Below are 11,418 nucleotides of genomic sequence, written 5' to 3'. Positions count from 1 at the left end.
TTTCGTTGCCAGCGGCTGGATTTTAGTCGGGCCGCATCCCCCACACCGGAGTCTTTGATTTGAAGCATGGACTGAACCAGGCTGTTGAGTTGTGCGTGGCGCGTGCCACGGCATTCATTCAGCACTACCCCAAACAGATTACTGCTGCGATTGCCGCCCTTTTGGTGGGCGGCACAGGCGCCACTTTCGCCGTCGCCAATTTCGCACCCAACGCCTCGGATTTGCCCGTGCGCACCGTGGTGGAAGTCGTCAAGAGCGAAGCCCTCGCCGCACTCACTGACGACATTCGCGACCAGGCCATGCGCCTCTACCGGACCGAGACCACCCGCTCCAGCGATACGGCCGATACTTTGCTCAAACGCCTGGGCGTCGTAGACCCGCAAGCCGCTGCATTTTTGCGTTCAGACAGCCAGAGCCAATCGGCACTGCTGGGCCGCGGTGGCCGCAACGTGAGTGCGGAAGTGAACGAACAACAAGGCTTGCAGAAACTCACTGCGCGCTGGAGCCCGAGTGATGACGGCACCTTCAAACGCCTGACCATCGAGAAAACGGTTAGCGGCTTCCGCGCTCGCACCGAGACCTTGCCCTTGGTCGCCAATAGTCGCTTGGCCAGCGGGGTGATCAGCAGCTCGCTGTTTGCCGCAACAGACGACGCCCGTTTACCCGATGCTGTGGCCACGCAGGTCGCTGAAATATTCGCCGGCGACATCGACTTTCACCGCGCATTGCGAAAAGGCGACCGCTTCTCGGTGGTCTACGAAACCCTGGAAGGCGATGGCGAGCCCCTGCGCTCTGGCCGGGTGCTGAGCGCGGAGTTTGTCAACGCCGGCAAGCCTTTCCAGGCCATGTGGTTCAAGGACCCCTTGGCCGCGGGCAAGGGCGCCTATTACACATTGGCTGGCGAGAGTTTGCGTCGCGCCTTTTTAGCATCGCCACTTGAGTTTTCGCGGGTGACGAGCGGTTTCAAAATGCGCTTCCACCCGATTCTGCAAACCTGGCGGGCGCATTTGGGCGTGGACTACGCTGCAGCGACCGGCACGCCCGTGCGCACGGTGGGCGATGGCGTGGTGGACTTTGCCGGGGTGCAGGGCGGCTTCGGCAACGTCGTGATGGTCAAGCACCGCAACAACCAAACCACGGTCTATGCCCACCTCAGCCGGATCAACGTCAAAAAAGGACAAACGGTAAGCCAGGGCCAGAACATCGGAGCTGTCGGCGCAACCGGCTGGGCCACGGGCCCGCACCTGCACTTTGAGTTCCGGGTTAATGGTGCCCACCAGGACCCCCTCACCATCGCTCGCCAGAGCGAGTCCACACCGGTTTCTCCGGGCGCGAAGCCCGTCTTTGAGCAAACTGCAGCGCAGGTCCGTAGTCAGTTGGCCAGCGCAGCGCAAATGTTGCCCGCCACGGCCGAATAAGTCCGCCCCGTGTCGGAGCTTTTTATCGGCCTGATGTCGGGCACATCGCTGGACGGCGTGGATGGCGTTTTGGTGGAGTTCGGGGGCGCATCCCCTGTCGTGTTAGCCCACCAAGCAATCGGGTTCCCCGAGGGTTTGCGCGCGGATTTTCTGGCCTTGAACACCAGCGGCCCTGATGAAATCCACCGCGGCGCCCTGGCGGCCAATGGCCTGGCCAGATCGTACGCTGCTGTTGTGCACGCGCTGCTGGAGTCGACCGGCGTATCCACTCACGCTGTGTGCGCTATCGGCGCCCATGGGCAGACAGTAAGGCACCGGCCAGGTGAGTTTGATGGCGTGGGCTACACCACACAGCTGAATCAGCCTGCACTGCTGGCAGAACTTTGCGGCATAGACGTGGTGGCTGATTTCCGCAGCCGCGATGTCGCCGCTGGCGGACAAGGGGCGCCCCTGGTGCCCCCTTTCCACCAGGCTTTTTTCAGCCCGCAGGGTGAGCGACTCGCGGTACTGAACATCGGTGGCATCTCCAACCTCACGCTGCTGCACGCCACACCACAGGCACCGGTCTTGGGCTTTGATTGCGGCCCTGGCAACGCGCTTATAGATGCTTGGTGCCAACAGCACACAGGCCAGCCCTACGATGCCAATGGCGCTTGGGCTGCGAGTGGCTCGGTAGTAATCGGGCTGCTGGAGTTGCTGCTGGCCGAGCCTTTCTTGCAAAAGCCCCCCCCGAAGAGCACCGGCCGGGATCTCTTCAACACCCCTTGGCTCGAAAGTCGCCTTAGCGAGTGGTCGAGGGCACATGGTGCACCCGCCGCGGTGGACGTGCAGTCCACCCTCACCGAGTTCACCGCACGGACCTGTGCAGATGCCCTGCAACGCAATATGTCTGCTTGTTCGCAATTGGCGGTGTGCGGCGGCGGGGCTTACAACGGCTCGTTGATGGCCCGCCTGCAAGCACTGTTGCCGGACACCAAGGTGCTGAGTTCGGCAGACCTAGGGCTCCCGCCTTTGCAGGTAGAGGCTACTGCATTTGCATGGCTTGCCCGGCAAACGGTGAAGCGAAGTACCTCCAGCCTTCCAAAAGTAACGGGCGCCCAAGGCGCCCGCATACTCGGTGCAATCTACCCGGCTTGACGGTCAGGTCGAGAAGGACGATCCGCAGCCACAGGTTGTCGTGGCATTGGGATTTTTGATCACGAACTGCGCACCCTGCAGGTCTTCTTTGTAGTCGATTTCTGCGCCCACCAGGTACTGGTAGCTCATCGCATCGATCAGCAAAGACACGCCATTTTTTGTCATGGTGGTGTCGTCTTCATTGGTGATTTCATCGAACGTGAAACCATACTGGAAGCCGGAGCAACCACCACCCTGCACGAATACGCGCAGTTTTAAATCGGGGTTGCCTTCTTCGGCAATCAGGTCCGCCACTTTGGCCGCGGCGCTGTCGGTAAACAGAATCGGGGCAGGCATGTCAGTTTGGATGTTTTCAGCAACGGCGCTCATGGCGACTCCATTCAGATACGGGAATTGGCAAATAGTACAGGAATTCGCTCGGGAATTCTCTTACTGGTTATTTGCCGCTAGTTTCAATGTGGGTTTTTCTTCATCAAGAAGCATCGGTCGCAATTGTCCTGAAATCAGGGCGCCCTGGTGCATTTCGAGTGCGGCGTATTCAATATCGCCTTCAATGCGCGCTTTGGGCTGCAATTCCAACATGCGGCGGGCATGAATCGGGCCCTTCACAGTCCCGTTAATGATGATGTGGTCTGCGGTGATTGAGCCGGTGATGCTGGCTGAGTCTGAAATCACCAGGATGCTGGTGACCGCTTCCGCAGCATGCACATTCCCCACAACGGTTCCGTCGACCCGGAGCCCGTCGGAAAATGTCAGGTTTCCTTGAATTTCTGTTCCGTCTGCGATCAGACTTTTGATGGGTGGCTGCTTATTTTTGTTAAACATGGCGTACCTCTGATTGGCTTAAAGCTTGAGGGTTTGGGTTGCACGGACCAAGGAACCCTCAAGGACACGCGCTGACACACTTTTCACCACGGTCTGTGGAGGAATAGGAAACTCCCCTTCCAGACGCCCGTACTGCTTCACCTTGAGAGCCAGCGCCCCTTCAGGGAGTGAAGCATTCCACGGCTTTCCGTTCGCCGTACCGACCAGAGTTATTTCCAAACGACCTGCAAACTCTGTGCTGTTACGGCCGGCTTGCATGACCAGCGCTTGCCATTTTAAGGTGCCCGGCGATGTAAGTTCCGCCTGAAGACCGCGGATGGCGATTCCCTCAACGCCACCCGCCGGAATGAGCTTTTCAAAAAAGCCGAGGTCGTCGCGCAAAGACCGGTTGTCTGCCTCCAACTGCTTCACTTGGGCAATGAGTTTCTCCTGGGAGGCTTTCTCGGCAGTCACCAAGGTGTCGGCAGTGTTGGCGACCGATTGCGCTTGATCGCGCTCCGTCTTGAGGGTGAGCATTTCGGCTTGCAGCGCAGCGGCAGTTGCGCGGAGCTGCACCAATTCGTCTTTGGAGCCCTTTTCAAGCCCGGCAATGTCTTTGCCGAACTCAAAAGCCCACAGCCCGATGGCGGCACAAAAGCCCAGGACGATCGCCAACAAGGCCCAACGGAATGGCCAAGGCATGGCGCTGCGGACAGCCATGCGAGGAGCGCTGATGGTGAGGCGGCGGCGGAGTAATCGAAATCTCATGGGAGGCGAAGTCTAGCAGCCAGAATAAAAACAGCCGCCGGAGTTTGACCTCGGGCGGCTGTAAATGTGCAACGTAATGTTGCAGCGTGATTAACGCTTGGAGAACTGCTTACGACGACGAGCGCCGTGGAAGCCGACCTTCTTACGTTCCACTTCACGTGCGTCACGAGTTACGAAGCCGGCTTGGCTCAGTGCGGGCTTGAGGCTCGCGTCGTAATCGATCAATGCACGTGTAATGCCGTGACGTGTAGCACCAGCCTGGCCGGATTCACCACCGCCTGCAACGTTGACCATGATGTCAAACGATTCAGCGTGGTTAGTCAGCATCAGGGGTTGCTTGCAGATCATGATGGAGGTTTGACGACCGAAGAAGTTTTCGATGTCTTTACCGTTCACAGTGATCTTGCCAGTGCCTTTTTTCAGGAAAACGCGGGCGACGCTGGATTTGCGACGGCCTGTTCCATTGTTCCATTCACCAATCATGAGAGCTCCTTACAGTTCCAACACTTTGGGTTGCTGGGCAGTGTGCGGGTGCTCAGCACCACCGTACACCTTGAGCTTCTTGATCATGGCGTAGCCCAGGGGACCCTTGGGCAACATGCCCTTGACGGCTTTTTCCAAAGCGCGTCCGGGATGCTTGGACTGCATGTCACGGAAGTTCGTAGCTGTGATACCGCCGGGATAACCGGAGTGGCGGTAGTACACCTTGTCCAAGGACTTGGTGCCAGTTACTTTGAGTTGGGCTGCGTTGATAACGACGATGAAATCACCGGTATCGACGTGAGGCGTGTAAATGGCCTTGTGTTTGCCGCGCAAACGGAGAGCAACTTCGCTGGCTACTCGTCCGAGGACCTTATCGGTCGCGTCAACCACAAACCACTCGTGCACGACCTCAGCGGGTTTTGCGCTGAATGTAGACATGAGTTTTCTCTTTAAAAAGAAGGTTTGGGAGGGCTCTTTTCCACGGTCGGCGTTCCTCTGTTGGGAATCTCTTAGGTGGGTTGAATTCTTCGCCGCGGAGCCACAAATGCGCTGCGAAGCCCTCGATTATACAAAGGCCAAGCAAAAACAGCAAACCCGCCGTGAGCGGATCAGTTTCGGTTCTTGTTTTGCTCGTCCCAGTGCTTGCGATCAGCCACGCACACCGGCAAGTTATAGAACTCTGGCTTCTGGCACTCCCGGTACACGCACATGGTCCGCGAAAAGACCGATGCCTCCGCACATGCCGCCAAAGGATCTTTGGAACTCGTTGAATGAACCGAGGGCTTCTCCGCAGCCGCAGTTGCGCCCGCCTCCGGCCGTAAGGGCGCCTTGGCGGGCTGCGCCTTTTCCGTGATGGCCGGAGCAGGCGGGTTGGCGGCGACAGCGCGCGATGCCGGGGCCGGCTTAACCGGGCTTGTGGCCAGCGGTCCACTCACTGCCTTAGCAGGTGGCGCCACCTGTGGCGCAGGTGGGCTGACCTCGGGCACACCGGCTTGCACTGCGGGTAGCTGCGCTGGCAGACCCTCTGGCGCAGCGCGCTCTGTCAACATCGGTTGTGGCTGGGGCACAGCTGGCCGCAAAGCCCACCATGCCAAGACAGCGAGCAATAACCCCACTGCAATCCACCACCCATGGAAGGTTACAGCACTGCTCCGGGTGGGCGACTCCGTCCGGCGGGCTTTGACAGGGGCACCACCCGGAGGAGGAACCTTCACCGTCTTGGCTGAATCCAGTGTCGTCGACTGAAACACCGTATCCGGGAAATCCGAGGCCGGCCGGGTGGTCAACATCTCGGTCGTTATCGGTGCGGGATCATCACCGGCTTCGGTCAAGGTCACCGACTCGCCCAAGGCCTTGCGCCAATCGAATCGCGCGAGGTCCGGCGGCGACTTCATCCCGATTTCTTGTGCCAGCGCTTCGACGCTAGGGGTTCGCTCAGCAGGCTCAATCACCAACGCATGAGCAATAGCCCGCACAAAATTGTCTGAATAGGTCTGCCCGAAGTGCGTCTCTGCCGTCTGGGCAACTTGGGCAAATGGCGGCAAACGGTCCCGCACTGCGCGAAAAGTCGCCGGTAGCGGGGGCTCATTACAAATACAGCCGTGCATCACCGCGGCCACCGCATACAGGTCGGTCCAAGGCCCTTCCTGCATATCGCGGGCGTCGGCATATTGCTCGATCGGGGCGTAGTTCACCTTCAACACCGCAGTGTGCTTCTGGCTGGTGTCGAGAATCGCCCGGCGTGCGGCGCCCAGATCCAGTAGCACCGGCGGGCCGATATTTTGCAGAAAAATATTGTCGGGAGACACATCGCGGTGCAGAGTGCTGTTGTCGTGCAACACCTTCAGGCCCGCCAACACAGACCACAACACGGATTGGAGCCACGCCTGAGGTGGCGGACCGCTCATGCGGCGCCGGGCCTCTTTGAGTGTGATGCCTTCGTACAAAGGCATGGCCATATAGGCAGTGTTGTTGGCCTCCCAGAAGCGATATACCTTGACCAGCGAGGGGTGGTCAAACCGGGCCAACAAGCGCGCTTCTGCAATAAAAGACCGCAGCCCCGACTCAAACGCCGCGGAATCGGTAGCCGACTTCACGGTTACCGCCGCCAGCGGGTCGCGGCCTGCGAGGCTGGTCGGCATGTACTCCTTGATCGCGACAGCGCGATGCAGGGAATGGTCATAGCCGCGATAGACCATCCCGAAACCGCCGACGCCCAACAAGCCTTTGATCTCGAACTCAGCCAAACGGGTACCGGGCGCCAAGGCGTCCAGATGCCCGGTCACAGGGACCTGCGGGGGAGCAGACGGTGCGTGTTGGTCAACCATGTCTTTGAGATGAACTCTGTATTTTTTATGCCCGCAAAGACCCGTGAGAGGCCTCTTTCCAAACTTGATGCACATGACACCGCGGGTCGCTAGGTATCATAGGGGATGTTTAGTTATCGACACGCCTTCCACGCCGGCAACCATGCCGACGTGTTGAAACACACCACTTTGCTGGCAGTTTTGCGACACATGACGCAAAAAGAAGCTGCGCTCAATGTGTTTGACACCCACGCAGGAGCGGGGCTCTACAAACTCGACGGAGACTTCGCAAAAACCAGTGAAGAAGCTGCAGAAGGCTTCCTCAAGCTGGTGGCCAGCAAGCCCGACACCCCGTTCGCTCCGGCTTTGCAGGACTACATTGATATGGTGGCGGGCTTCAATGCCGGCAATACCTGGTCGGTGTACCCGGGCTCGCCTTTCATCATCCAAAGCTTGCTCAGCGGCCGGGACAAGCTCAAACTTTTTGAGCTCCACCCTACCGACACGAAAACGCTGATCGCCAACGTAGCCCAGCTGGAAGCGGGCCGACAGGTGACAGTGCTGCGGGAAGATGGTTTTGAAGGGCTGAAGAAGTTTTTACCACCTCCGTCCCGCCGCGCCCTGGTGCTGTGCGACCCAAGTTATGAGGTCAAAAATGACTACATGCGGGTGGCGAGTATGGTGGCCGATTCGATGTTGCGCTTTGCCACCGGAACCTATGCCGTGTGGTACCCCATCATTCCGCGGCCCGAAGCACACGACCTGCCGAAGAAACTCAAAACCATGGCCAACAAGGCCGGCAAGTCCTGGCTTCACGCCACCTTGACCGTCAAATCGAGCAAGCTCACCACCGACGAGCAAGGTGAAGTGGTTCGCCCCGGCCTGCCCGCCAGCGGCATGTTTTTGATCAACCCGCCGCACACCCTGAAGGCAGCCCTGAAAGACGCGCTACCCCAGATGGTGAAGTTGCTCGGGCAAGACGCCAACGCAACCTCCACCCTCGATTCCGGCGGCTAAACCGGAGTAAGCGCTAGGCGCTCAGACCGAGGTTCTCACACAAGGCCAGAGTCGGTGCGCTCTGGTTCATGGTGTAGAAGTGCAGTGCCGGTGCGCCACCGGCACGCAGCTGCTCACACAAATCGGTCACCACCTCCAAGCCGAACGCCTTGATAGACGCCACGTCATCGCCGTAGCTCTGCAAACGCAGGCGGATCCAGCGCGGGATTTCGGCTCCGCAGGCGTCGGAGAAGCGCATCAGCTGGGTTGAACTGGTAATGGGCATGATGCCCGGCACCACCGGCACCGTAATGCCCAGAGCATCCACCTCTTCCTGGAAGCGGAAATAAGCGTCCGAGTTGTAGAAATACTGGGTAATGGCCGAGTTAGCGCCGGCCTTAACCTTGGCGGCAAACGCCTGCAAGTCACTGGCAGGCGACTTGGCCTGCGGGTGAACCTCAGGGTATGCAGCCACCTCGATGTGAAAGTCGTCGCCGGTCTCAGCGCGAATGAATTCCACCAAGTCACTGGCGTAATGAAACTCGCCACCCGCACCATAGCCACTGGGCAAGTCGCCCCGCAGCGCTACCAGCCGTTTGACGCCCATCGCCTTCAGGGTGGCCAATTGGACACGCACCGTGGCCTTGGTGGCGCCTACGCAAGAAAAGTGGGACGCTGCATCTGTGCCTTCGGCCAGAATATCTCGCACGGTGTTGAACGTGCCTTCCTGGGTGGAGCCACCGGCACCGAAAGTTACCGAGCAAAACTCCGGCTTCAGCCCGTAGAGCTGCTGGCGGACCACGCGCAGTTTTTCAGCACCTTCGGGCGTCTTAGGGGGGAAAAACTCCAGGCTCACTGGAATCCGGTTATTTGCAGACATAGTGTTCTCCGTCTCAGGCGCCCGCGCTATGGCGGCGCTGAGTTCAGCCCGCTTTGCGGGCAGCAATAAAGAATTCGCGGTTTCCGTCGCCACCTTCGATGGCGGAGTCGAACCAATGGGTCACCTCCAGACCGAGGTCTGCACAGGTGTCGCGCAAGCGCTGCTCCACGATGGGGTACATGGCCGGATCTTTGACAATACCGCCCTTGCCCACTTGCCCGGGCTGTAACTCGAACTGTGGCTTGACCAGTGTGAGCAGCACACCACCCTCTTTGAGCAGCTCCACCGCCGCTGGCAGCACCAGCGTCTGCGAGATGAAAGACAAGTCAGCCACCAGCAGGTCGAAAGGTGGCGCGAACTCCGGAGGCAACTCGACCGGCTCGGCCTCGGCCTTCGCCTGCGGTTCGAGGCCTTCGTCTTCGAAGTCGTCGTCATCGCCCCAATCATCGTCCAGCTCGGCTTCTTCCTCAAATTGGCCGCCAGCCCCGGTACTATCTGCGTAAGCAGCTACCAAATCCATAGCAGACAAGGTGCGGGCATTGACCGACTCCACACACAGCACGCGAGCATCGCTGCGCAAGGACGGATGCAATTGGGCGCTGCCCACATCCACCCCCACCACCGACTGCGCGCCGGCCTGCAACAAGCAGTCTGTGAATCCGCCGGTACTCTGGCCCACATCTAAGCAACGCAAACCGGTCACCGACAGGCCCACCTGCTTGAGCGCCGCCTCCAGCTTCAGCCCCCCGCGCGAAACGTAACGAGCCTCCGAATCGTCCAACAAACGGATCTTGGCGCCCTCGGGCACCTCATCTCCGTTTTTGGCTACACGTTTCCAGACTTCGCCCGAGAGCTCCATCTTCAGCCACTCCACGCCATCCGCAATCAGGCGCTGGGCCTGGGAACGGGTGCTGGCCAGCCCGCGCTGCACCAAAAGTTGATCAATTCGCATCGTTTTCCAAAGTTATCAGCCCCTTAAAGCCAGAGACACCGCGGGACCGGCTTCGCCGGACGGCTGGAGTCACCCCCTTGAGAGGGAGGCGCCCAAGGCACCTCGGGGGTGCTATCAATAGCGGTACGTATCTGCTTTGTACGGACCGGCTTGGCTCACACCGATGTACGCAGCCTGCTCTTCCGTCAGCTCGCTCAGCATCGCGCCGACTTTCTTCAGGTGCAAACGTGCCACTTTCTCATCCAAGTGCTTGGGCAACACATAAACCTTGCCGGCCTTGTATTCCTTGGGCTTGGTGAACAACTCGATCTGGGCGATCGTCTGGTTCGCAAAGCTGGACGACATGACGAAACTGGGGTGGCCCGTGCCACAACCCAGGTTCACCAGGCGGCCCTTCGCCAGCAAGATGATGCGCTTTTCGGCCTTCTTGCCGCTCTTGGGGAAGATCACGTGGTCGACTTGCGGCTTGATCTCTTCCCACTTCAACTTTTCCAGCGAAGCGACGTCGATTTCGTTGTCGAAGTGACCGATGTTGCAAACGATGGCCTGGTCCTTCATGGCCTCCATGTGCTTGTAGGTGATGACGTTTTTGTTGCCGGTGGCAGACACAAAAATATCAGCCTTGTCGGCAGCGTATTCCATGGTCACGACCTTGTAGCCTTCCATGGCGGCTTGCAGGGCATTGATCGGGTCAATTTCAGTTACCCAGACTTGGGCGCTCAAGGCGCGCAGTGCTTGGGCAGAGCCCTTGCCCACGTCACCGTAACCGGCCACCACAGCTACCTTGCCGGCAATCATCACGTCGGTAGCGCGCTTGATGGCATCCACCAAAGACTCGCGGCAACCGTACAGGTTGTCGAACTTGCTCTTGGTGACCGAGTCGTTCACGTTGATAGCGCGGAAGGCCAAAGTGCCCTTGGCGGACATTTCGTTCAAACGCAGCACGCCAGTGGTGGTTTCTTCGGTCACGCCGATGATGTTCTTCAGGCGGCGGCTGTACCAGGTGGGGTCCACCTTCAGCTTGGCCTTGATGGCGTTGAACAGGCACACCTCTTCTTCGCTGCCGGGCTTGGCCAGCACTTTGAGGTCTTTCTCAGCGCGGGCGCCGAGGTGCATCAACAAGGTGGCATCGCCGCCGTCGTCCAGAATCATGTTGGGGCCTTCGGCTGCAGTGCCTTTTTTGCCACCGAATTCAAAAATGCGGTGGGTGAAGTCCCAGTACTCTTCCAGCGACTCGCCCTTGTGCGCGAACACCGGTGTGCCCTTGGCTACCAGCGCAGCGGCTGCGTGGTCTTGAGTGGAGAAGATGTTGCACGAAGCCCAGCGCACATCAGCGCCCAGAGCTTGCAGGGTTTCGACCAGCACGCCGGTCTGAATGGTCATGTGCAGCGAGCCGGTGATGCGGGCGCCCTTAAGAGGCTGCGCCTTGGCGAACTCTTCACGGATAGCCATCAGGCCGGGCATTTCGGTCTCGGCGATGGTCAGCTCTTTGCGGCCCCAAGCAGCCAGGCTCAGGTCAGCAATCTTGAAGTCTTCTGCTTTCACCACGACTGCGGCTGCAGCTTTGGCGGGGGTTGCGGCCTTCACGGCCTTGGGGGTCTTGGCGTTTTTAACCAATTTCAATACAGCGCTCATGGTGTGCTCCAAACGTTGATTTGCATTGCCACTGGCGCA

Annotated in this window: 12 protein-coding genes; 3 read left to right on the top strand and 9 right to left on the bottom strand. The window is 59.2% G+C overall.

Features of this window, described 5'->3' with window-relative positions; translation table 11 throughout:
* The first annotated feature begins 59 nt into the window (after positions 1 to 59).
* Together QZW03_RS07715 and QZW03_RS07710 are read left to right on the top strand one after the other, a co-directional pair.
* Positions 60 to 1,418: a M23 family metallopeptidase gene (locus QZW03_RS07715; RefSeq protein WP_296509399.1), complete on the top strand. Its 1,359-nt coding sequence runs from the start codon at positions 60 to 62 to the stop codon at positions 1,416 to 1,418.
* A 9-nt stretch (positions 1,419 to 1,427) separates the two neighbouring features.
* The gene (locus tag QZW03_RS07710; protein ID WP_296509398.1) at positions 1,428 to 2,555 is read left to right on the top strand and encodes an anhydro-N-acetylmuramic acid kinase; all 1,128 of its coding nucleotides are present in this window, start codon (positions 1,428 to 1,430) and stop codon (positions 2,553 to 2,555) included.
* 3 nt (positions 2,556 to 2,558) lie between these two features.
* Here QZW03_RS07710 and erpA read toward each other — a convergent pair whose 3' ends face one another.
* The 6 genes from erpA to QZW03_RS07680 all read right to left on the bottom strand — a co-directional run bounded on the left by erpA (position 2,559) and on the right by QZW03_RS07680 (position 6,937).
* Positions 2,559 to 2,924, bottom strand: a complete 366-nt coding sequence (erpA, locus tag QZW03_RS07705; RefSeq protein ID WP_138517021.1) for an iron-sulfur cluster insertion protein ErpA — start codon at positions 2,922 to 2,924, stop codon at positions 2,559 to 2,561.
* Between the two features lie 60 nt (positions 2,925 to 2,984).
* Positions 2,985 to 3,380, bottom strand: coding sequence for a polymer-forming cytoskeletal protein (locus QZW03_RS07700; RefSeq protein WP_296509397.1), 396 nt, complete (start codon positions 3,378 to 3,380; stop codon positions 2,985 to 2,987).
* Positions 3,381 to 3,398: 18 nt separating this feature from the next.
* Positions 3,399 to 4,127, bottom strand: coding sequence for a DUF6776 family protein (locus QZW03_RS07695; RefSeq protein ID WP_296509396.1), 729 nt, complete (start codon positions 4,125 to 4,127; stop codon positions 3,399 to 3,401).
* Between the two features lie 90 nt (positions 4,128 to 4,217).
* On the bottom strand, positions 4,218 to 4,610 hold the full coding sequence (rpsI, locus tag QZW03_RS07690; RefSeq protein ID WP_138517015.1) for a 30S ribosomal protein S9: 393 nt from the start codon (positions 4,608 to 4,610) through the stop codon (positions 4,218 to 4,220).
* A gap of 9 nt (positions 4,611 to 4,619) precedes the next feature.
* Positions 4,620 to 5,048 (bottom strand): 50S ribosomal protein L13, encoded by a 429-nt coding sequence (gene rplM, locus QZW03_RS07685; RefSeq protein ID WP_087495115.1) that lies wholly within the window; start codon positions 5,046 to 5,048, stop codon positions 4,620 to 4,622.
* A 170-nt stretch (positions 5,049 to 5,218) separates the two neighbouring features.
* The gene (locus QZW03_RS07680; RefSeq protein WP_296509395.1) at positions 5,219 to 6,937 is read right to left on the bottom strand and encodes a serine/threonine-protein kinase; all 1,719 of its coding nucleotides are present in this window, start codon (positions 6,935 to 6,937) and stop codon (positions 5,219 to 5,221) included.
* Between the two features lie 105 nt (positions 6,938 to 7,042).
* Between QZW03_RS07680 and rlmJ the strand changes: the two genes are divergently transcribed.
* Positions 7,043 to 7,933, top strand: a complete 891-nt coding sequence (gene rlmJ / locus QZW03_RS07675) for a 23S rRNA (adenine(2030)-N(6))-methyltransferase RlmJ (protein WP_296509394.1) — start codon at positions 7,043 to 7,045, stop codon at positions 7,931 to 7,933.
* Between the two features lie 13 nt (positions 7,934 to 7,946).
* Here the strand turns inward: rlmJ and metF are convergent, their stop codons facing one another.
* From metF to ahcY, 3 genes are all read right to left on the bottom strand, one after another.
* Positions 7,947 to 8,792, bottom strand: a complete 846-nt coding sequence (gene metF / locus QZW03_RS07670; protein ID WP_296509393.1) for a methylenetetrahydrofolate reductase [NAD(P)H] — start codon at positions 8,790 to 8,792, stop codon at positions 7,947 to 7,949.
* Between the two features lie 43 nt (positions 8,793 to 8,835).
* Positions 8,836 to 9,744: a TlyA family RNA methyltransferase gene (locus QZW03_RS07665; RefSeq protein ID WP_296509392.1), complete on the bottom strand. Its 909-nt coding sequence runs from the start codon at positions 9,742 to 9,744 to the stop codon at positions 8,836 to 8,838.
* 114 nt (positions 9,745 to 9,858) lie between these two features.
* Positions 9,859 to 11,379, bottom strand: coding sequence for an adenosylhomocysteinase (gene ahcY / locus QZW03_RS07660; protein ID WP_296509391.1), 1,521 nt, complete (start codon positions 11,377 to 11,379; stop codon positions 9,859 to 9,861).
* Between the last annotated feature and the right edge of the window lie 39 nt (positions 11,380 to 11,418).

The sequence above is a fragment of the Rhodoferax sp. genome, from assembly GCF_013297935.1.
Classification (GTDB): Bacteria; Pseudomonadota; Gammaproteobacteria; order Burkholderiales; family Burkholderiaceae_C; genus Allorhodoferax.
Note: the sequence above shows the minus strand (reverse complement) of the source record. Positions and strands in the feature narration are given on the sequence as shown.

Excerpts from the sequence above, each read along its gene's own strand:
- ahcY (WP_296509391.1), bottom strand. The coding sequence starts at position 11,379 with ATGAGCGCTGTATTGAAATTGGTTAAAAACGCCAAGACCCCCAAGGCC.
- metF (WP_296509393.1), bottom strand. The coding sequence starts at position 8,792 with ATGTCTGCAAATAACCGGATTCCAGTGAGCCTGGAGTTTTTCCCCCCT.
- erpA (WP_138517021.1), bottom strand. The coding sequence starts at position 2,924 with ATGAGCGCCGTTGCTGAAAACATCCAAACTGACATGCCTGCCCCGATT.
- QZW03_RS07700 (WP_296509397.1), bottom strand. The coding sequence starts at position 3,380 with ATGTTTAACAAAAATAAGCAGCCACCCATCAAAAGTCTGATCGCAGAC.
- rlmJ (WP_296509394.1), top strand. The coding sequence starts at position 7,043 with ATGTTTAGTTATCGACACGCCTTCCACGCCGGCAACCATGCCGACGTG.
- rplM (WP_087495115.1), bottom strand. The coding sequence starts at position 5,048 with ATGTCTACATTCAGCGCAAAACCCGCTGAGGTCGTGCACGAGTGGTTT.
- QZW03_RS07665 (WP_296509392.1), bottom strand. The coding sequence starts at position 9,744 with ATGCGAATTGATCAACTTTTGGTGCAGCGCGGGCTGGCCAGCACCCGT.
- QZW03_RS07680 (WP_296509395.1), bottom strand. The coding sequence starts at position 6,937 with ATGGTTGACCAACACGCACCGTCTGCTCCCCCGCAGGTCCCTGTGACC.
- QZW03_RS07695 (WP_296509396.1), bottom strand. The coding sequence starts at position 4,127 with ATGAGATTTCGATTACTCCGCCGCCGCCTCACCATCAGCGCTCCTCGC.
- rpsI (WP_138517015.1), bottom strand. The coding sequence starts at position 4,610 with ATGATTGGTGAATGGAACAATGGAACAGGCCGTCGCAAATCCAGCGTC.